The sequence below is a fragment of the Cnuella takakiae genome, from assembly GCF_001953305.1.
In the GTDB taxonomy this organism is placed as follows: domain Bacteria; phylum Bacteroidota; class Bacteroidia; order Chitinophagales; family Chitinophagaceae; genus Flavisolibacter; species Flavisolibacter takakiae.
In genome coordinates this window covers 4262296-4284259 of the sequence record NZ_MTFE01000010.1, presented here as the reverse complement: position 1 = coordinate 4284259, position 21964 = coordinate 4262296, and the positions used below count along the sequence as shown (strand labels likewise).

Below are 21964 nucleotides of genomic sequence, written 5' to 3'. Positions count from 1 at the left end.
TTTTTTTTTTCGGGGCTTGTAAAAGGGACTATCCGTTGTAAGCACGCATGCTGCCTACCTGGCGGCCATTGGTGGTATAGATGGCGCCAGTAGCGCTTACAATCAGTTTGGTGTTCTGTTCGTCGTAAATAACATAGGGGAAGCGGCTATCGTTCATCCGCGCCACTTTGGCAACAGGCTTGGCAACCTGGTTTTGCACCTGCACCACCTGGTAGTTGTCGGTAACAAAATACCGGCTGTTTGGGCTGGCGTCGAAGCGCACGGTGCCAATGATGCTGCGGCTGGCAGTTGCCGGCTGCCGCTCAATGGGTGCCTGCTGGTAAACAGGCTCCTGAACGGGTGCGGACTGCGGTGTACGCTGAACGGCTACATCCCGCATGGCATTGCCGCCGGCGTTCTGCCAGCCCTTGGCAATATAGGCCAACCGGTCCTGGCGGGCAGGGTGGGTACGGCTGGCAGTCTGGCTGGCCAAAAGCTGCATGGCTGCCTGTGCATCGGTTAGAGAAGCGCCCATTTTGCGCAGCACAAAACCCGAGAACTCATCGGCTTCCAGTTCGGTAGCAGGGTGGCTGCCGTTCATAGTTACCGTATGGCCATTCAGATGATGGCCAATTTCGTGCGCCAGCACTGAAATAGCTGCCCATTTATTGCCGGTTTTTTGTACCAGTGCATTGATGAAATTGGGGTTGTATAAAACATAACGCCTGCCGCCATAGGTTACGGCGGCGGCATTGTCCACCCTTGCAGGCATCAGTTCAAAATTGGCTTTCAGGCCCACCACATCCACAATCTGCTGTGCGTACAGTTTTGCATCCGACGCTGAGGCAAAATTGGTTTGGGTGTTTGGTGTCCAGTTGGCAGGTGCCTGGTGGCTGCCTACCGGCCTTGTTTGCTGTGCACTGGCACCTGCAACGAGGCAAAGATTAAGTAGTAAAAAAAGTAAGTTTTTCATTTGTTAGCTCCTTGTTGATTGGTGTTTCACTTAGCGCTAATGTTGTGCCGTAACCTGTTAAGGAGCAGTGGGTTTTAGCTAATTAACACGGCCTTTCTTAAGGAAGGTTAATAAGCCGGATGCAGTGCTTTTTCCCGTACTCTGCGCATTGGGTTTTCCATGTTTTGATAGCTGCACAAGGGATGTCTTGGTTAGGAGCCCTTAGGGCTTTAATTTAAATAGCCGCCGGTGCAACCGGTGGTAAGCAAAGCGAACCCGATCATAAAATGTGTAGGGGTAGAATCTCTAGGAAGTAGAAGGTTCAACCCCTACAGGGTTGGATGAAGAAATCGTCGGGGATTCGTAACCGCCGGTTTCACCGGCGGCTATTTAAATTAAAGCCCTAAGGGCTTTTGTGTCAATCCGAACGCGATTTCAAAAAATGGTTACGGACAAAAAGCGATGAGTTGTCTGTCACAAGTAGTCTGTCGTTAACACCGGTAATACCGTCCCGTATAATTATAACAGGTAAGAGGTTTGTTATGGTTTTTTACACCCATTATTACTATAAATAAGTAGCCCCTGCACTAAGTGCAAGGGCTACTATAAACTATTAACTACTAACTGTCTTAATACTCCCACTTCACGAGGGTAGCGCCCCAGGTAAAGCCGCCGCCGAAAGCAGCCAGCACAATCAGGTCGCCTTTGTTCAGTTCGTGGCGCCACTCCCACAGGCATAGGGGAATGGTGGCTGCGGTGGTATTACCGTATTTGTGAATGTTGAGCATCACCTTGTCGTGCGACAGGCCCATGCGGTTGGCTGTGGCATCGATGATACGCTTGTTGGCCTGGTGGGGTACCAGCCAGGCAATATCATCGCCAGTCAGGTTGTTTCGCTCCAGCAGGTCGGCGCTGGCGTCGGCCATGCTCTTAACAGCGGCCTTGAATACAGGCTGGCCGTCCTGGAAAATAAAGTGCTGTTTATTGGCAATGGTTTCATTGCTAGCCGGGCGCAGCGAACCACCGGCCTTCATGTGCAGGAACTCGCGGCCGCTGCCATCACTTTTCAGGATGCTGTCCAGCACGCCAAAACCATCATGGTTGGGTTCCAGCAGTACGGCGCCGGCACCATCGCCAAAGATGATACAGGTAGTGCGGTCGGTGTAATCAACGATAGCGCTCATTTTATCGGCGCCTACCACTACCACTTTTTTGTAGCGGCGGCTTTCGATGAGCGAAGCACCTAGGGTAAGGCTATAGAGGAAACCCGAGCAGGCGGCGCTCACGTCAAAACCCCAGGCGTTCTTGGCGCCAATTTTATCGGCAACGATATTGGCTGTGGCCGGAAACACCATATCGGGGGTAACGGTGGCCACAATGATGCAGTCTATTTCTTCGGCACCAATGCCGCGTTTTTCCAGCAACTGTTTTACTGCCGGCACTACCATGTCGGAAGTAGCCAATCCTTCGCCTTTGAGGATGCGGCGCTCTTCAATACCGGTGCGGCTGCGGATCCATTCGTCGTTGGTATCCACCAGTGTTTCCAGTTCGGCATTGGTGAGTCGGTATTCGGGCACATAGCCACCCACGGCGGTGATGGCGGCGGTTATTTTTTTCTCGATCATGTACTGCGGTTTTTTCAGAAAACGGCTGCGAAGATAGGAAAGACTGAGTGACGAGGTTTGGGGGAGGGGTTTTTGGTTTTTAGTTTTTGGTTGGGCGTTTAGGGTTAGGAGTTAGGGGTTAGGAGTTTGGAGTTGTTGGGCAATCATTTGTCAAAGGCTCCAAAACGGTCCGGGTGCTCATCCCAACCAAAAACTAAAAACCGAAAACCAAAACCCCCTAACTCTGAACCCCTAACTCCAAACCTCGTCACCTGGTTTATTTATCTTATATATAAACCCTTCCGCCGGCTTTGGTTCCTTGTCCATCGTTATCGTAATAAGGGCTTTCCCCTGTGCGCTTATCTTCGTGCACATGATCGCATACCTCAGGGGTAAATTCACCCATAAAACGCCTGCCTCCGTTATTGTTGATGTAAACGGTGTTGGCTACGATGTGCACATCAGCCTCAACACCTATAGCCGCATTCAAAGCAGCGAAGCCGGTACCCTGCTCACCCATATGCTGGTGCGCGAGGACGCCCACATCCTGTTCGGTTTTTTTGATGCCGTAGAAAAGGAGATGTTTCTCCAGTTGATTGGTGTATCCGGTGTGGGCGCTTCCACAGCCCGGGTGATGTTGTCGTATATGAAACCCGAGGAAATTGCAGCCGCCATTACCGGGGGCAATGCCCGCAGCCTGGAGGCCATCAAGGGTATTGGTAAAAAAACCGCAGAACGCATTATCGTGGAGCTCAAAGACAAATTGTCGAAGCATCCCATCGACCTAAATATTTCGCTGCCGCAAAGCAATACACTGCAAACAGATGCGTTAAATGCCCTGATAGCGCTCGGCATTAACCGGGCCGCTGCTGAAGGCGCCATCAAGAAGTCTTCGGCGCAGCACCCCGACCTGTCGGTGGAGGATTTGATCAAATCCGCACTGAAGAATCTGTAATTACCCCTTGGAAACCCTGTTAGTTGAGGAAATCTGACTTTGGCACATCATTCTACCCATACATTCCGTACGTTGGTAGCGGCCCTCTTGTTGGCTGCTGCAACACTGGGGGCGCAGGCGCAAAGTACTGCACCTCAGCCTGCTAATGCAACAACCGATACCAGCCGTTATCCCCTTCGCGACCGCAGGGGTGATCCTTATACCTATCCTTCCCGAAATAGCTTCGACCTGAAGGATACCGGTTTTGTCAAACGCCGCATCGAGTACGATCCCCAAACAAAACAATACTATGTGATTGAAAAGCTGGGTAGCCGCGATTACCGCACGCCCATGACCTTTTCGATGCGCGAGTTTGTGGACCTTCAGGGCAAAAGGGACGAACAGGAATACTTCAAACAAAGGGCCAACTTGCTCACCAACCTTAACCGGCGCAATGTGCGGCCGGCATTTGGGTTCAGTAACGACTGGGTCAACCGCATTACCGGCAACGGAAAAATTGATATCAAGCCTTCAGGGTATGTGGATGTCGGCCTGGGCTACCAGGGGCAGAACATCAAGAATCCTACCCTGCCCGAAAGGGCAAGGAAGTTTGGCGGTCTTGATTTTCCCATGAATGCGCAGCTGCAGCTTAATGCCAATATCGGGGATAAGATCAAGCTGCCCATTAACTATAATACCCTTGCCAATTTTGATTTCGAGAACCAACTCAAGCTCGATTACCAGGGCAAGGACGATGAGGTGCTCAAGCAATTGCAGGCGGGTAATATATCTTTTGCTTCCAAGGGTACCCTTATCCCGGGTGCCCAGTCCTTGTTTGGGGTAAAAACACAACTGCAGTTTGGGAAATTATACCTCACTGCCATGCTGGCCAACCAGCGTTCGCAGCGCCAGACCCTTGGATTGCAGGGCGGCAGCGCTTCGCAACAGTTCAACCTCAAGGCCGACGAGTACGAGGAAAACCGTCACTTCCTTTTAGCGCAATACTTCCGGAATAACTATAATAAAGCCATGAGCAACCTGCCCATTGTAAACAGCAATGTGCAGGTGCTGCGTGTGGAAGTGTGGGTGACCAACCGCACCGGTGCCACTACCGAAACCCGCAACGTGGTGGGCCTTATGGACCTGGGCGAAAACCAGCCGTTCAATCCCCGTTGGGGTGCATCGCCCATCCTGTATCCCAACAACGGGTCGAACGATTTGTACCGCACCCTGATCAACACACCGGGTGCCCGGAACGCTACGCAAATCCAAAGCGTGCTGACCGGCCTGGGTATGCAGCCTGTGCAGGAATTTGAAAAAACCTTTGCCCGCAAGCTGCAGCCTACCGACTTCTATTATAATCCCCAGATTGGTTTCCTGTCGCTGAACCAGCCGCTTCAGCCCGATGAAGTGCTGGGTGTGGCATACCAGTATACTTATAACGGTCAGGTGTACCAGGTGGGTGAATTTTCGCAGGACGTGCCGCCCGACAGCACCGGCAATACCCAGAATATCCTATTCCTGAAATTGCTCAAGGCTACTTCGCAACGCCCTAACCTGCCCATCTGGGACCTGATGATGAAGAACGTGTACAGCGTAGGCTATGGCCAGCTGGAGCGCCAGGATTTCCAGTTGAATGTTACCTACGAAGAGCCCAGCAAAGGCGAAAAGCGCTACCTGCCCGAGGAAAGCGTAAAGCAGGAATATAAAGGTGTACCCATAATCACCCTGCAAAACCTCGACCGCCTCAACAACCAGAACGACCCCCAGCCGGATGGTTTGTTCGACTACCTGGAAGGCTATACGGTACTGTCCAACCAAAGCCGGATCATTTTCCCGCTGCTGGAGCCTTTCGGCCGCGACCTGCAATATGTGTATCCCGATAGTGCCACTTCTTCGCAGTACCTGTTCTATCCGCTTTACGATACCATCAAGGCCATTGCGCAGACCTATGCCAACCTGAACCGCTTTGAGATTTCGGGCCGCAGCCGCTCGGCCAACAATACCGATTACCAGCTGGGCTTCAATATTCCCCGGGGTTCGGTAAGCGTTACCGCCGGCGGACAGATCCTGAAAGAAAATATCGACTACGAGATCAACTACGACCTGGGTACCCTTCGGGTGATCAACCCTGCCATTGTTAGTGCAGGCCTGCCGGTACAAATCCAGTACGAGAACAACGCGACTTTCGGCATGCAGATGCGGAACTATATGGCTTTTCGCGCCGACTACCTGTGGAACAGGAACCTGACGGTAGGTGCTACCATGGTGCGCCTGGGCGAAAGGCCGTTTTTTACCAAGCAGAGCTATGGCGATGATCCCATCCGCAATACCATGTATGGCGTGGACTTCGACTACCGCAGAGACATTCCCCGCCTGACGCGCCTATTGGACAAGCTGCCGTTTTACCAAACCAATGCCGTCTCCAATATCACCGCCTATGGCGAAGCTGCCATGCTCAAGCCTGGACATGCGCCACAAATTGGCAAGGGCAATACCGGTGTTATATATATAGATGATTTTGAAGGTACCCGTTCTTCCATCGACCTGCGTTTCCCGCTGGTGAGCTGGACGCTGGCTTCGGTGCCCAAGGGGGCCGTGGATGCCAACGGGCAGGTGCTTTTCCCCGAAGCCGACCTGAACAACAACCTCCAAAGCGGGTACAACCGGGGCAAGCTGGCCTGGTATAATATTGAGCCGCAACTACAGGAACGAAACAACCCCAACAACCCGCTGGCGAGCAACCGTGCCGAACTGTCAAAGCCGCAAACCCGCCAGGTGTTCCAACGCGAGATTTTCCCCAAGCGCACCAACGACCTGGGACAAGCCCTGCTCACTACGTTTGACATGGCCTATTACCCCAACGAAAAAGGGCCTTACAACTTCAACGCGCTGCCCAGCGCCGTTAATAGTAAGGGTCAGCTGGTAAACCCCCGCAGGGCTTGGGGCGGTATCATGCGCGGCATCGACCAGACCGATTTTGAAACCAGCAATATTGAGTTCATCGAGTTCTGGCTGCAGGACCCCTTTATCAATAAGCCGGGCAGCCGCGGTGGTGAGCTGTATTTCAACCTGGGTAATGTGTCGGAAGACGTAGTGAAAGACGGCAAGCGCCTGTACGAAAATGGCCTGCCTGCACCCAGCAGTCCTTCACTGCCCATCGATCCTTCGGTGTGGGGCGTGGTACCCAGCAACCCGGTACAGGTAACCAATGCATTTAGTAACGACCCTGCCGACCGCTCCTCGCAGGACGTTGGCTTTGATGGTTTGACCGATACTGCTGAAGTGCGGAAGTTTGCCCCATACCTGGCGGACATCCAGCGCAACTTTGGTGCGGGATCGGAATTTTACCAAAGTGCTGCTACCGATCCTTCTAATGATAATTTTATTGGATACAGAAACGGTGAGTTTGATAAGACCGGAGCAGGCATCCTGGCCCGTTATAAGAACATCAACAACCCGCACGGCAACTCGCCGGTGGCCAACAATACCGACCAGTTTACTTCGGCCTTTACGCTTTACCCCGACCAGGAAGAACTGAACCGCGACAATACCCTCAACGAAACAGAGGAGTATTTCCAGTACCGTGTTGACCTGCGTCCCAACATGGATCCGCTCACCAACCGACTGATTACCGATAAGCGTACGGTAACCGTTGACCTCGCCGATGGCAGCCGCCGCGATGAAACCTGGTACCTCTTCCGCATTCCCGTGCAGAACTACGATGCCAAGGTGGGCAATATCCCCGATTTCAAGTCGGTGCGTTTTATCCGGATGTTCCTCACCAATTTCGAGGATACCGCGGTGCTGCGTTTTGGTAAACTGGAACTGGTGCGCAACCAGTGGCGCAAGTTTGCCTACGAAACCGATACTACCGGCAACTACAAGCCCCTGCCCACCAACGATCCTACCATTACCGAGATACTGGCGGTGAACCTGGAAGAAAACGACCAACGCCAGCCGGTTAAATATGTACAACCGCCCGGCATCGAGCGCCAGCAGCAGATTTCGAATAACAATATCCAACTGCTGTTGAACGAGCAGTCGCTGAGCCTCAAGGTGGCCAACTTGGAATCGAAGCAGTCGCGTGGGGTGTTCAAAACCCTCAACCTCGACCTGCGCCAGTATGGCCGCATGCAGATGTTTGTACACGCCGAATCGGTGACCACGCCTACCGATATAAAGGATGGTGAAGTGTATGGCATCATGCGTTTGGGTAACGACTTTGTTTCCAACTATTATGAAATCAAGATTCCGCTGAAGATGACGCCTTGGGGTGCCATCGACTCCGCCGATATCTGGCCTGCGGCAAACTACTTTGATTTCGACATGAACCTTTTGACCGATGTCAAGCTGCGCCGCAACTCCAGCGGTGCCCAGCCATCGGTATATTATAGTGAACTTATTGAAGGAAAGCAGATTTCCATTTTGGGTAATCCCAACCTGGGAGAAGTGCGGGGTATGCTGCTGGCGGTGCAAAATGCCCGTGCCCAAAAGGTGAATACCGAAGTGTGGTTCAACGAATTGCGCCTCTCGCGACTGGATGAAAAGGGCGGGTATGCGGCCATCGGGCGGGTGGACCTGCGCCTGGCCGACCTGGGTAATGTGACCTTTGCCGGCAGCAAGCGCAGCCGGGGCTTTGGTACCCTGGAGCAAAGGGTAAACGAACGCAGCCGCGAAGACCTCACCCAGTATGATATCAGTGCCAACCTGGACTTGGGCAAACTGCTGCCCAAGCAGGCGGGACTGCAGGTGCCGGTATACGCGGGAGTGAGTAAAACTACCAGCACGCCGGAGTACGATCCGTACGACCTCGACATCGAATTGGATGCCAAGCTGGCCGCCGCTGCTGCCAAAGACCGCGACTCCATCCGCCTGAACGCGGTGGACGAGCTCACCATCAAGACGGTGAATTTTACCAATGTAAAAAAGATCAAGACCAATAATAAGCCGGCACAGCCCTGGGATATTTCCAACCTGGACCTGAACTATAGCATGACCCAGCAGGTGCGTACCAACCCCATCATCGAACGCGATGAGCTCACCAGCACAAGGGCCGCCTTGGGGTACAATTTTGCACCGCAGCCTAAGTTTGTGGAGCCCTTGAAAAGGTTGGTAAAATCGCAATCGCCCTGGCTGGCCCTGATCCGTGATTTTAATTTCAACTATAAGCCTTCGCTCATTTCCTTAAAGGCCGACCTGTTCCGCCAGTTTGGTGCCCTGCAAAGCCGCAATGTGGGTGGCGGTCCCTACAAGGTCCCGGAGACCTATAACAAGTTCTTCTACTTCGACCGCTACTATACCATGCGCTGGGATCTTACCCGTTCGCTGACGCTGGACTTTAACGCGGTAAACAACGGCCGTGTGGATGAACCCGCAGGCCGCCTGGATACAAAAGGAGAGAAGGACTCTATTCGGACCAACCTGCTGAATGGTGGTCGAACCACGCGCTATCACCATGATATTACGCTGTCGTATACCCTGCCAACGGCCAAGCTGCCCCTGCTGGACTGGACATCGGTGCGGGCAAACTTCACGGCACGGTACGATTGGGTGGCGGCCTCCTTGCTGGCCCGCGAGCTGGGTAACACGCTCACCAACGGCCAGACCCGCAACCTTACCGGTGAGTTCAACTTCGACCAGTTGTATAACAAATGGCGGCTACTGGCAAATGCCAATGCAGGTGGAGGCGCGCAGCAGCAACAGCCGCAGCAGCCCGGCGATACAACGAAAGTGAAAAAGCAGCGCCAGCCCGGTGAGCCCGCCCAACTGGGTGCATTGCCTAAGGCTTTGTTGCAATTGGCCACTTCGCTGAAAAGGGTAGGGGTGCAGTACACCGAAGACCTCGGTACCCTGCTGCCTGGCTACCTCGACAGCACCCAGTTCCTGGGCATGAACCTGCGCAGCCAAAATCCGAATTGGAAGTACATCATGGGCTACCAGCCCGATACTTCGGATATCAACCGCTTTGGTCAGCAAGGCCTGCTTACGCGCAGTGCCCTGTTCAATGCCTTGATCCAACAGCGATACAGCCAGAAGCTCAATATCACGGCGCAGCTCAGTCCCATCCGCGACCTGAACATCGACGTGAATATTGACAAGACCTACGAAAAGCAGTACTCCGAATTGTACAAGGATACCAGCGGTACCGATATGCTGCGCCGCTACAACCCTTATGCAATGGGATCGTTCAGCGTTAGCTACATTTCTTACCAGACCATGTTCACCAAGTTCAATCCCAACGAAGTGTCGGAAACCTTCCGCCAGTTTGAAGCCAACCGCACGGTGCTGTCGGATAGGCTGGGCAAATTGAACGATTATGCTGGCAATACCCCGGGGACGGATGGTTATGTGGAAGGCTATGGCCGCTATGCGCAGGATGTGTTAATTCCATCTTTCATTGCAGCTTATACCAAGAAGGACCCCTCGAGTGTGAAGCTGGTAGCCAATTCGAACCCCAGCCTCCGCAGCAACCCGTTCAAAGGATTCCTGCCGCGGCCCAACTGGAACGTGACCTATAATGGCCTGTCGCGGATACCGGGTATGGAAAAGATATTTACCAACTTCAGCATCCGTCATGGTTATAGCAGCACGCTGAGCATGAACTCGTTCAATACGGCCCTGCTCTTCCAGGATCCTTTGCGCATCGGGATGCCCTATTTCCGCGATACGCTCACAGGTAACTATGTGCCTTATTTCCTGGTGCCCAACATCACCATTTCGGAGCAGTTCAATCCGCTCATCGAGTTGGATATGACCTTTACCAACCAGCTGAGCACCCGCTTCGAATACCGCAAGAGCAGGCAGCTGAGCCTGAGCCTGGTAGATTACCAGCTGGCCGAAAACCGGAGCACCGAATACACGCTGGGATTAAACTGGCGCCGCCGCGGTGTGCCTTTCCTGCAGAACCTGAAGATTGGCAAAAAGGAACGAACCCTCAACAACGATGTTACCTTCCGCTTCGACTTCAGCCTGCGGGATGATGCCACTGCCAACAGCCGCCTCGACCAGAATACCGCTTTTGGTACTGCAGGCCAAAAGGTGGTGCGTATTGCGCCTGCCATCGATTACGTGATCAACAACCGCATCAACTTCCGCCTTTTCTTCGAGCAGAACCGCAGCATTCCCAAGATTGCTACTTCTGCGCCCATTACCACTACAAGGGCGGGTGCGCAGGTGCGTATTTCGTTGGCGCAATAAACGGTTTGGAGTTTAGGTTTAGGAGTTTGGTGTTGGGTGTTTTTAGTTTTTGGTTTTTAGTTGGTTTAAAACAAACGGCGTGTACCAGGCAGGTGCACGCCGTTTGTTTTAAACCAATGCTTTTATAGATTATTGATATAGGAGCTAGCTCTCTCCAACAAAAAACCAAAAACAAAAAACCAAAAACTTCCCCCTGAACTCCAAACTCCTAACCCCAAACTCCAAACCCCAAACCCTTAACTCCAAACCTTACATTTGCCCAGTGAAAAAAACTGTATTCATCACCGGAGCCACTGCAGGTTTTGGCGAAGCCTGTGCCCGGAAATTTGCCGCCAATAATTACCGCCTCATCCTTAACGGCCGCAGGGTAGAAAGGCTGGAGCAATTGCAAAAAGAACTGCAAGACCAGTACGGAACGGAAAGCCTCCTGCTGCCCTTTGATGTACGCGACCGTGCCACCGCTACCGAGGCTATCGAAAACCTGCCCGAAGCATGGCAGCAGATCGATTTCCTGATCAACAATGCCGGCCTGGCCCTTGGCCGCGACCTCTTCGATGAAGCTTCGCTGGATGACTGGGATACCATGATCGATACCAATGTGAAAGGGCTGTTGTATGTATCCAAAGCGGTTGTGCCCTACATGGTAAAACAGGGCGGCGGTCACATCATCAACCTGGGTTCTATTGCCGGAAAGGAAGTATACGAAAGGGGTAATGCCTATTGCGCCAGCAAGTATGCCGTAGACGCTCTTTCCCGTGGTATGCGCATCGATTTGCTACGGCATAAAATCAAGGTTACAGCTATTCATCCAGGTGCTGCCGAAACGGAGTTTTCGCTTGTGCGGTTTAAAGGTGATGCAGAAGCTGCCGGTAAAGTATATGATGGGTACGAGCCGCTGGTGGGCGAAGACATTGCTGAAATTATTTACTATACTGCCACCCTGCCCGCACATGTGTGTATCAACGACCTGGTGGTAACCTGCACGGCACAGGCCAATGCGAGCCATTTTTTTAAGGGATAAAGGGAGGAGCCGCAAGGTGATAGCTGCAAGCCTATAGCTGCAAGCTGCAAGCTTTTGACAGCTGGATATACATAATTTGTTTCTCATTTTTTAGACCATTCCTACAATAAAAAACACCAGGCATGCCGGTGTTTTTTATTGTAGGAATTTTATTGAATGTGTAAAAAGGTGCGGAAACCTTATGTTGCTTTTTACCTAAGTAACCAGCTAGCAGCTAAAAGCTAATAGCTCTCTAACTACCTGATCAACGTAATCGTACCTTTTTCTGCAAACTGTTTACCGGTATAATCCACACCCTGCACCGTCCATACATAGGTGCCTGTTTTTTGCAGTTCGCCGTTGATGCGGCCATCCCATCCTTTCCGCACATCACTGGTTTGAAATACCAGCTGGCCCCAACGGTTGAATACCCGCAGTGCGGTAACATTGGCTATACCTGCAGGTGTGATCCTGAACAGGTCGTTGAGCCCGTCGCCATTGGGGGTAAAAGCGGTGGGGACAAAAAAGCGCAGGTCGGCACGGAATACCCGAACCATCATACTGGCTGAATCGATACAACCCGCCTCATTTGCCACCAGCACGGTATACCTGATGCTGTCTGTAGGCGCAGCAAATTGTACAATCGGGTTGGCGATATTCGCATTGCTCAAACCCGTAGCCGGCTGCCACTGGTAGGTGATACCACCAGTGGCCTGTAGTTGCAGGTTTTGTCCTACTACCACCGCGGTATCATTGCCTGCAAATGCTTCTACAGGCGGGAGCACTACCACCGACACCGTATCTCTTACACCTTTAGTGCAGCCTATAGCATTGCTGCCCGTAAGGATGTACTGCTGGCTTGAAAAAGGACGCACCCTTGGGTTAAGATTGCCGGCCTGTGCAGGGGCAACAGGGGTCCAGGAATACCGGCTGGCGTTTGTGCTGCCGTTTAGCTGCGCTTCTGTTCCATAGCAAATCAGCGTATCGCGGCCTGCGGATACAAGGGGATAAGGCGCAACCCGAACCTCTACTTCATCAAAGGCGCTGCAACTGCCAACAGATGCGGTGATGCGGTAAGTGGTATTTTCAGTGGGAGCGGCATTGGGCATCAGTATGTCGGAGGCACTGAGGCTGGGTGCCGGCGACCACTGGTATTTTAACCCATTGGTGGTGGCCATCAACCGGATGCTGTCGGTAGCGCAGATAAGGGTATCGGCCATGGCACTGACGGTAACGCCATCGGTAACCCTGATCTTTACGGAATCGGTGTTGATACAACCATCAATATCCAGTAGAACGGTATAGGTGGTTGTACTGGCAGGGCTTACAATGGGCGTGGCGGTATTGGCACCTGATATATTAATGTTGGGCGTCCAGCTGAATTTGCCCAGGCCAAATGCTTCCAGTTGTACCTGGTCGTTTCGGCAAATAAGGGTGTCGCGGAAGCGCAGGTCCATGGTGGGTTTGTTGGTGATATCGATGGCTTTGACAATGGTTTCCTGGCACCCTTTCGAGTTGGTTACAATCAGTTGCACATTGCGTGCACCCATGTTGCGGAAGGTGATTCTTGGATTGGGATCAGTGGAAGTGGTGTCACCAAAATTCCACTGCCATGCGGCAATGCTGCCGTGGGTGGTCACCGACCGGTCGGTAAACTGGGTGGGCTTTCCTACACAGCCACCGGCAAATGAAAAGTCGGCCGACATGGTTGGATAAACCCGCACTATGGCCTGTGTGGAGTCAACGCAAGGCTGGCCTTTGTTTACCATCAGTTTCAGCACATAAGTGCCGGTGTCGCTATAGGTATGGCTGGGTGCTGCTTCGGTAGAGGTTTGTCCATCACCAAAATCCCAGAAAAATGATTGGTTGAGCGTGGAGCTGTTCAGGTTTTGAAAAGCTACCGTCAGGCTGTTGCAAAAGTTGTATTCGGGGTCGAGCTGGGCGCCGGCAAAGTCGCAACTGGCAACGTTTACGATAAAGTCTTTGCGGTGGATGGAAATGAGTTGGCCATTACGGTATTCGTAGGCGCACACGCACACTACGTAGCGGCCCAACTGCGGCGCAACGCCGGTGATGATGCCTGTACTTTCGTTGATGGTGACAGCGGAACCCATGGGACTGCCAGCCGAAAACCCGCTGATATAGGGAACGGATTTGTAGGGCGGCGGATCGGGGTTGATGGGAGCCGAACTGAGCGCCCTGCCGCCATCGTGGGCCTCGCAAAAAGTATATACGATGGAATCGCCTTCGTCGGGATCCTGCACACTGAAGTCCATGGTAAAAGGCTTACCCTCGCAAATAGGCGAAACGGCCTTGGTGAACTCCGGGCTGTTGTTGAATTTGGTGCCAATGGCATCGGAGCCCGGTATGTTGCAGGAGTAGGTAGAGCCTGTGCCCGAATTGGGTGCCCCTGTGCTGAAAACATTGGTAAGCGGGCTTACGCGGCAACAGGTTTGGTAGGCTGCAGTATAGCCTTTTGCATTGTTGGGCAGTTCGAAGGTTTGGGTGTATTCGGCAATATTGTACAAAAGGGTAGGCGGGTTGACCACGCAAAGTGGCGGCTGCCCCGTATTGGCCCGGTCCACGGATGTTCGGCGTACTTCGGTAGCCAGGTACTGGCTACCCTCATCATTATCAAAAATGCCGATTAAAACCTCGTTAGGCATGGGCGCACAGGGTGGCGGACAAAGCTCGTCGCGGAAAAGACGCAGTGTGATGGTATACTGGCTTGTATTGGGAGCAGCGCCGGGTCCTTTGTATCGATAGATCATTTCGCCGCCTACAATGTGCGAGGCAAAACCTTCCAATCCCAACAAGAGCAAGAGCACAAAGGCCAACAGTTTGCGCATAGACCAGGGTTAAGTTACCGTACCTGTTTGCAGGTATTGAAGTAACAATTTATTGCATATTTCCCGTTCTTCAACCATTCCCATATGCCCTGAATTTTGCAGCAGGTGCACAAAACTTTGCCGGGGCAAATGTGCCTGTTTCAACCCATCATCCAGCGGTACGGCCTGGTCGTATTTTCCCAGCACAAACAACCAGGGAAGGTCGGTTTGCCGCAGCAGGTGGGTGCGGTCGGGCCGGTCCATCATTGCCCGGTAGTATGCCACATGTGCAGGGGTATCGGCGGCATTTACGCTATCGATATGTTGCGTGATCAGTTCCTTTTTTGTTTCCAGCGAGGCGGGTGCGTACAGGTTGGGTGTGGCAGTTTGTAAAAAGAGCGGGGCGCCATGTTGTTGCATAAAGGCGATGCCCTTGGTGCGGGTTTCCTTTTTGGCTTCGGTATCGGCAAATGCCGAGGAGTGGAACAGGCCAAGGCCTGCAATATTTTGAGGCTGCTGTTCCAGCATAGCCAGGGCAATATAACCTCCCATGCTGTGGCCGATGATGGTACAACGCTGCACCCCTTCGGCGGCAAGCATTTGCCAGATGGTTGCTGCCATGCCGTCCATACTCAAGTCAGGCGTTGCCGCTGAGCGGCCGCTGCCGGGCAGGTCGGGTATCAGCAGGCGGAACCCCGGCAGCGCAGGCCATTGGTTTTGCCAGATGTCACCGGTTTCGCCAAAGCCGTGAAGCAGTACTACTTCAGGTCCTTCGCCAATGGTACGGAGGTAAAGGGAAGCGCTGTTGCGCTCAATATTTTTTGTGTGCATAAGCATTGGGTTGGGAAAGCCGCCAGCTGCGTAGCGCTACCAGGGCTACCAGGGGCAGCAATGCGGGGTTAAGTGCCTGTGGCATAAAAAACCATGCGCCAACCAGGGCCACCATACCCCAGCAAACCATGCGGAAATAGGTTAGGGTGCGGTCGGTATTGCGACCGGTGTACCAGGCTGCAACGGCATGTGTTGGAAGGGCCCACAGCAGGTTGAGGTTGTCGCGGCAAACCTTATGATCGGTGCCCAGCCACATAAACAGCAATAAAAAGCCGGCAAGCCCCAATAGCAGGAAAAAGAGCCGGTCAAAGATCTTCAGCAAGGCACGGGTTTGGGGCAGGAAGGAAAGTGCCCCAACGATCAGCAAAAGGATGCTTAACACCACCATTGGCTGCAATGCGGATGCGCCTTTGATGGGAGAAGGCAATTGCAAAATAGGGCGGGGCGGGCTCACGAGCCTTTGTCCGTTCAGGCGGGCACTGTCCACCCCTTTCAGCAGGTAGTCGGGCAGAAACATTGCTTGCTGGTTGCTTACCGTACGGTCCAGGCGGGCACCCAGCAGCAGGTCGATGCCCAACTTGCTCCAGTACTGGCCGCCGCCATCCAGGTAGGTGTGCAGCATTTCGCGAAAGGTGGGGGATTCGGCAGGCAGTATGTTGCGCCATTGCAGGCCCTTGCCGGCATAACGGGCAATCATATCACGTGCCCGGGTAGTACAGTTGTCGAATAAAAAATCGTATCGGTAGTTACGGTTTTCAGGTCTTGCATTTTCCCGCAGGGCAGCCCAAAGATTTTGTTTCTGGCTGCAGCCGAGCAGTACCTCCTGTTCCACCACGCTGCGGCTTTCGTACTGGTAGGTGTACAGGAAATCGGGGTAGGTTTCAATGGTAAGCGAGTATAGGAGTTTGCCCCTGATGAACTTGAGGTAAAAGTCGGGAGCAAATTCAAACATGCCGTAATTGTACACTTCGTCGGTGCCGCTGGGCCCGTGCTGCACCCTGATGGCGGTATGGCCAAAAGTGGAATACAGTTCCTCGCCGGGGTTGCAGGTAAGCAGGGTGATGCGCAACCCGCAGGAGTCGGACTGTGCAAATGAGGCTGGCGCTACAAACAGGAAAACAATAGCCAGGAGAAAGCGAATCAAAACTGCGGGATTTGTGGGCAATATAGGCAAAAGGGAGTTGCCCTGTAAGGCAGGTGCTATGGAGAAATGCCTGATTGTTTAACTTTCACTCATGGATCAACAGGATATGGTTCGGCAGTTGCGGAGCGAACTGGTGTCAATAGAGCAGGAACTGCGCCAGCAATATGCCCGGCTCCAGCAGGTGCAGCAGCAATTGGAACAAATAGACCCACAGGGGGCCAATCAATGGAAGGCTCCGGGTAAAGCGCCTGCCAGCCGTTCGGTGGAGAACTTTATCGGGCTGAAGCTGATTCACCTGGTAGGGATTGTTGTGCTGGTAATCGGCCTGTCCATTGGCGTAAAATATGCGTTCGATCAAAACCTGATTTCTGAAACCACCCGCATCCTGCTGGCCTATGCCGCAGGTTTGGTGCTGGGTGGACTGAGCTTCCGGCTAAAAGAAAAGTACCAGGGCTTTAGCGCCATCCTGTTTAGCGGCGCTATGGCTACGCTTTATTTTACCACTTATGCGGCACATGTTTACTATGGCTTCCTGTCCTTTGGGGTGGTGTTTGCCGTGATGGTGCTGTTTACCGTATTTACCGCCTACCAGGCCCTGCGCTACAACCGGCGTGAAATTGCCTTGCTGGGTATGGTGGGTGCTTATGCCATTCCTTTCCTCATCAGCCGCAATGCCGAACGTGCCGACCTGTTTTTCGCTTACATGTTGCTGATCAACTCCGGGGTGTGGTTTCTCAGTTACCGCAAGGGCTGGAACCTGGTGGGGCAGGTGGCGCAACTGCTTACCTGGCTTTTGTTCCTGGGATGGGCCAGTACCCGTTACCGTACCGAACAGGCAGGCGTTGCTTTCCTTTATCTCACGGCTTTCTTCCTGCTTTTTTCCCTGGTAAATCTTGGACCGCGCAGGCAGCAGCAGCCTATGGACCGACTGGTGATCTACACGCAACTGGCAAATAACCTGGCTGCTTTCTGGTCCGCGCTTTTTGTGGTAAGCCCAGCGTTACAAGTGGAAAAGTTGGCGCCGGTAGCCCTGGTATTTTCCCTGGTGGCAGCGGTGCAGGGTTTCTTTTTTCAAAAACGTTTCAGCCAGGCACCTTCCCTGGCAAATACCCATTACTTGCTGGCAACCGGGTTGCTGGTAATGGCCATAGCCTGGTATTTTGATGGCCTGCAGGTAACCTTTATATGGCTGCTGCTTTCGGTAGGATTGTTCCTCCTGGGTGTAACGCTGAAAGATAAATGGTGGCGGCTGGCTTCCCTGGGCCTGATGGCCCTTACATTATTAAAGTTGCTGCTATTGGACAGCCAAAGGTTTACTGCCGGGCAAAAGGTAGCAGCTTATATCACCTTAGGATTGCTGTTGCTGGTGGTTTCTTTCTTTTACCAGAAGTTCCGGCAAAAATGGTTTGAGGAGTAGGAGAGAGGGGGTATTGGGTATTGGGATATTATGGTGATAGGATATTAGGGTTTGCGCTTTTGGGTGCATATAATTATTGGTGGAGTGTGTTAAGCCATTATTGGCAGCCACTGCTGGTACAATGCCCTTCTTTGTTCCGGCTTGATACCAGCCATTTGCTCGGCAAGGGGTGATGGAGAGATGAGGGTAACGGTATCCATCATCCGCATGCTGCCTGCCGCATCGCGGTATTGGAAATTGCGGCGTCTCGGGCCGCTTTGCTGGATGATGCGCATACCGCTGATCCGGCCTTTTTCTTTCAATAGTTTGAGGGTGAGGCTTTCTGCATTCACCTTGCCGGACGAACTGGTAAAGTACAACCTGGAAATAGTCGGGTGTTGGTCAAGCGTGGCAATGATGTATTCGTTCAGTTCAATATTTTGTAAAGCTGTATCCATGGCACTGCCCGAAGTGGTGCAGGCAAAGATGGCGTCAGATAAGGCCAGGTTCAGATCGGTGAGCAGTTGCTTGCGTTCTTCAATAGCTGTTTCGGTGCGGGTAAAGGATAATGGCCGGTTGTAAACGATCGAAAGGTCTCTCCAGAAATTATTATCGGCGCTACCGTAAAAGAAATCAACGTCCGTTTGCCGCACCCTGCCAAAAGCCTCCCGGATCAACACAGAGGGAAAAGTGCCCAGGAGCATGGCCGTTGCACCTGCAGGAGTAAAGCCATCGCGGAGGATAAAACGGTGTTCTACGCGAGTACCCACAACCCCTGTCCCCCTTAAGGGGGAACCTAGGTCAGCGTTCTCTATTGCTTTCATGATATGTTTTTTTTAAAGGAATGTTTTGAAGAGATATTAAGACGTGCAAATATTGATCCTTATGCTGCTCTTATTATACCAGTAAGTAAGTTGCAGGGAAACCGTTGAAACGGTTGCTCCAACAATCTCCTATTGCTATATCCCCACGGTTGAAACCGTGGGCTAAGATTGCCTTTAATAACCGACATCTTTGTAAAAAAAAAGCCACCCTGTTACTGGGTGGCGTTGCTATCAAGATATACCCTGACCTAAGTTCCCCTTTTAGGGGGACAGGGGGTGTGAAAAGGGGGTGTGAACAGGGGTGTGGCTGTTTTTTACTTCCTGCTATAGTTCGGCGCTTCCCTTGTGATCTCCACATCGTGGGCATGGCTTTCGCGCATACCGGCATTGGTAATTTTTACAAAGGTGGCGGTCTTCAGTTCTTCGATGTTTTTGGCACCGCAGTAACCCATGCCGGCACGCAGGCCACCAACGTATTGGTACACGATCTCACGCAGAGAGCCCTTGTAAGCCACGCGGCCTTCAATGCCTTCGGGTACATATTTCTTTACATCGGCTTCGGGGTCCTGGAAATAGCGGTCCGAAGAGCCGGTGGCCATGGCACCCAGCGAGCCCATGCCGCGGTATTCCTTGAACTTGCGGCCTTCATAGATGATGGTTTCACCAGGGCTTTCTTCGGTGCCGGCAAAGATGGAACCCATCATCACGCAGTCGGCGCCGGCAGCCAGTGCCTTTACCATATCACCTGTATACCGGATACCGCCATCAGCAATGAGGGGAATGCCTGCTTTCTTCAGCACGCTGTGTGCCTGCATGATGGCGGTGAGCTGGGGCACACCTGCGCCGGCAACAATGCGGGTGGTACAAATGGAGCCCGGTCCAATACCTACTTTCACGCAATCGGCGCCGGCGTCTACCAGTGCCTGTGCACCTTCGGCGGTGGCGATATTGCCTGCAATAACGTTGATGTCTTTGAAGTTTTGTTTCACGGCACGTACCGAATCAAGGATGCCCTTGGAGTGGCCATGTGCACTATCGAGGCAGATCACATCCACACCTACACTTTGCAGTGCGGCTACGCGGTCCAGCAGGTCGCGGGTAACGCCTACTGCGGCGCCTACCAGCAGGCGGCCCTTGCTGTCTTTATTGGCGTTGGGGAAAGAAGTTACCTGTTGGATATCGCGGTAGGTAATGAGGCCAATGAGTTTACCATTGTTATCTACTACCGGCAGCTTTTCAATGCGGTTGTTCCGGAAGATGCTCTCCGCCTTTTTCAGGTCGGTGCCTTCGGGTGCGGTAATGAGGTTTTCGGTGGTCATCACCTCGCTTACGGGTCGCTGCATATTGTCTTCAAAACGCAGGTCGCGGCTGGTGAGGATACCGGTAAGCTTGCCATTGCCATCCACTACGGGAATGCCGCCGATCCTGTTTTCGCGCATCAGCCTTTTGGCATCGCCAATGGTGGCGTCGTGCAACAGGGTGATGGGGTCGATGATCATGGCGCTTTCACTACGCTTTACTTTACGCACCTGCTCGGCCTGACGCTCGATGGTCATGTTCTTGTGCAGGATGCCAATGCCGCCTTCACGTGCCAGTGCAATAGCCAGCGAAGCTTCGGTAACGGTATCCATCGCTGCCGAAAGCATGGGAATGTTGAGGGTAATGTCTTTGGTGAGGCGCGTTTTGATTTCTACATCGCGGGGGAGGATCTCCGAGTATGCCGGTACCAGCAGTACGTCGTCGAAGGTGAGACCTTCCAGGAAATTACGTTGGGAGGGGTTGGAGTTTACTGCCATGCGCAAAGATAAGGGAACAGGAACCGCAGATTTGTAAGATTTAGAATGATTTGTATGATGTGTTGTAATAACAAAGAGATGGTACTGCGGAATATGTCAGCTTGAAGTTTTAATACATAAGTTGGCACCTATGATGTTCTTGTATGTTTGATGATTAATCGGAAATATGGATCATCCATAGTTTTAAGCCAGATGAAGAAATTATTTCAACATCAGTCATTAAAGAGTAAGTGCATGTCCTTTGATCATACAAATCATTTCCAATCATACAAATCTGCGGTCTTTACTGGTTCAATTTGTACATCTTTCCCGGCATGCTTAGCACCAAGTTACTGAGCTCGAGGTTGAGGATGGCTGCCGCCATGGCGCTGCTGCTGAGGGTGCTGCGCAAATTGAGTTCGTCGATGTGGAGGACTTCTTTTTCACGGAGCATATCCACCACCATTTTCTCTTCATCAGAAAGGTCGGCAAATAAGGAAGCCTGTACCTGTTTTTTCTTTTGGGGCGCTACATCCCAACCCAGGCTTTGCATGAGTTGGCGGGCATCGGTAAGCATCGCAGCCCGGTTGTACTGGATCAGGTAGTTGCAACCCCTGCTCTTTGGGTCGCTCACCCTGCCCGGCAGGGCATACACATCGCGGTTGTAGCCATCAGCCAGTTGGGCCGTGATCATGCTGCCCCCACGGACATCGGTTTCTATCACCAGGGTGGCATCGGCCATACCTGCCACTATGCGGTTGCGTAACGGGAAATTAAAGCGATCGGGTTCGGTGCCGCTCCAAAATTCTGAAAGCAGGCCGCCACCTTCAAGAATCATTTCTTTAGCCAAAGCGCTGTGTGCTTTGGGATAGATGCGGTCCAGTCCATGACCAACTACGCCTACCGTAGGCAAGCCCGATTTAAGGGCTGCTTTGTGGGCAATGGCATCAATGCCAAAGGCCAGCCCACTAACGATGACCACGCCATGGGCGGCCAGGTCGTTGAGCAGTGTTTCGGTAAAACGTTTGCCATAATCGGTATGAAAACGAGTGCCCACTATGGCCAGAACCTTGGGTGCATTGAGGTTGGCTGTGCCTTTGTAAAAAAGCAGCAGGGGTGCATCGGGACATTGCAGCAGCCTTTGCGGGTAGCAGGCCTCGGTAAAAAAAGCGGCTGGATCTGGTAGCGCTCCAGGAAGTTGATTTCGGCTGCTGCGGGCGCAAAGTTGCTGAACCGGCAGATGTTTTCCGCCCGGATGCTGCCAATGCCTTCCATGGTTTCCAGTTGGTGTTTCCGGGCTTTAAATACGGCTTCGGCTGAGCCAAAGCGCTGTACCAGCAGGCGGGCTTGTATATCCCCTACCTGTGGTACCTGCGTTAGGGCCAGTTGGTATAACAGATCATTGGTAAACATCCGTTTTGAAAATAATAAAAATTAGTTCTGGTTGTCTTTATACAAGGTTGCTCCGCTAACTGAAAAAACCAGGCGGCTGCCTGG

General features: G+C 52.6%; 13 protein-coding genes. 4 read left to right on the top strand and 9 right to left on the bottom strand.

Annotated features, from left to right (window positions below):
• Positions 1-28: 28 nt before the first annotated feature.
• Together BUE76_RS18290 and BUE76_RS18285 are read right to left on the bottom strand one after the other, a co-directional pair.
• On the bottom strand, positions 29-952 hold the full coding sequence (locus BUE76_RS18290) for a M48 family metalloprotease (RefSeq protein ID WP_073043502.1): 924 nt from the start codon (positions 950-952) through the stop codon (positions 29-31).
• Positions 953-1560: 608 nt separating this feature from the next.
• Positions 1561-2556: a beta-ketoacyl-ACP synthase III gene (locus tag BUE76_RS18285; RefSeq protein WP_073043501.1), complete on the bottom strand. Its 996-nt coding sequence runs from the start codon at positions 2554-2556 to the stop codon at positions 1561-1563.
• Between the two features lie 352 nt (positions 2557-2908).
• On the opposite strand from BUE76_RS18285, the gene ruvA reads away from it, so the two are divergent.
• The 3 genes from ruvA (at position 2909) to BUE76_RS18270 (ending at position 11690) form a co-directional block, all read left to right on the top strand.
• On the top strand, positions 2909-3490 hold the full coding sequence (ruvA, locus tag BUE76_RS18280) for a Holliday junction branch migration protein RuvA (RefSeq protein WP_073043499.1): 582 nt from the start codon (positions 2909-2911) through the stop codon (positions 3488-3490).
• A gap of 39 nt (positions 3491-3529) precedes the next feature.
• Entirely contained in the window at positions 3530-10669 is a 7140-nt protein-coding gene (gene sov, locus BUE76_RS18275) for a T9SS outer membrane translocon Sov/SprA (protein WP_158070000.1), read from the top strand.
• 262 nt (positions 10670-10931) lie between these two features.
• On the top strand, positions 10932-11690 hold the full coding sequence (locus BUE76_RS18270; protein WP_073043495.1) for an SDR family NAD(P)-dependent oxidoreductase: 759 nt from the start codon (positions 10932-10934) through the stop codon (positions 11688-11690).
• Positions 11691-11926: 236 nt separating this feature from the next.
• On the opposite strand, the gene BUE76_RS18265 is transcribed toward BUE76_RS18270, so the two are convergent.
• From BUE76_RS18265 to BUE76_RS18255, 3 genes are read right to left on the bottom strand one after another with little or no spacing between them, the layout of a single operon-like run.
• Positions 11927-14518: a PKD domain-containing protein gene (locus tag BUE76_RS18265; RefSeq protein ID WP_073043493.1), complete on the bottom strand. Its 2592-nt coding sequence runs from the start codon at positions 14516-14518 to the stop codon at positions 11927-11929.
• A 9-nt stretch (positions 14519-14527) separates the two neighbouring features.
• The gene (locus tag BUE76_RS18260; protein ID WP_073043492.1) at positions 14528-15328 is read right to left on the bottom strand and encodes an alpha/beta fold hydrolase; all 801 of its coding nucleotides are present in this window, start codon (positions 15326-15328) and stop codon (positions 14528-14530) included.
• Positions 15309-16472: an Lnb N-terminal periplasmic domain-containing protein gene (locus BUE76_RS18255; RefSeq protein ID WP_073043491.1), complete on the bottom strand. Its 1164-nt coding sequence runs from the start codon at positions 16470-16472 to the stop codon at positions 15309-15311. Before BUE76_RS18255 ends, BUE76_RS18260 begins: the two co-directional genes overlap by 20 nt.
• 91 nt (positions 16473-16563) lie before the next feature.
• On the opposite strand from BUE76_RS18255, the gene BUE76_RS18250 reads away from it, so the two are divergent.
• Complete coding sequence (locus BUE76_RS18250; RefSeq protein ID WP_083596524.1) at positions 16564-17889, top strand: DUF2339 domain-containing protein; 1326 nt, start codon at positions 16564-16566, stop codon at positions 17887-17889.
• An 89-nt stretch (positions 17890-17978) separates the two neighbouring features.
• On the opposite strand, the gene BUE76_RS18245 is transcribed toward BUE76_RS18250, so the two are convergent.
• The 4 genes from BUE76_RS18245 to BUE76_RS25200 all read right to left on the bottom strand — a co-directional run bounded on the left by BUE76_RS18245 (position 17979) and on the right by BUE76_RS25200 (position 21880).
• Positions 17979-18692 (bottom strand): hypothetical protein, encoded by a 714-nt coding sequence (locus BUE76_RS18245; protein ID WP_073043489.1) that lies wholly within the window; start codon positions 18690-18692, stop codon positions 17979-17981.
• 314 nt (positions 18693-19006) lie between these two features.
• Positions 19007-20488: an IMP dehydrogenase gene (guaB, locus tag BUE76_RS18240; RefSeq protein ID WP_073043488.1), complete on the bottom strand. Its 1482-nt coding sequence runs from the start codon at positions 20486-20488 to the stop codon at positions 19007-19009.
• A 283-nt stretch (positions 20489-20771) separates the two neighbouring features.
• Positions 20772-21578: a DNA-processing protein DprA gene (gene dprA, locus BUE76_RS18235; RefSeq protein WP_245798362.1), complete on the bottom strand. Its 807-nt coding sequence runs from the start codon at positions 21576-21578 to the stop codon at positions 20772-20774.
• A complete protein-coding gene (locus BUE76_RS25200) occupies positions 21524-21880 on the bottom strand; it encodes a helix-hairpin-helix domain-containing protein (RefSeq protein WP_245798358.1) in 357 nt (118 codons plus the stop codon). Before BUE76_RS25200 ends, dprA begins: the two co-directional genes overlap by 55 nt.
• Between the last annotated feature and the right edge of the window lie 84 nt (positions 21881-21964).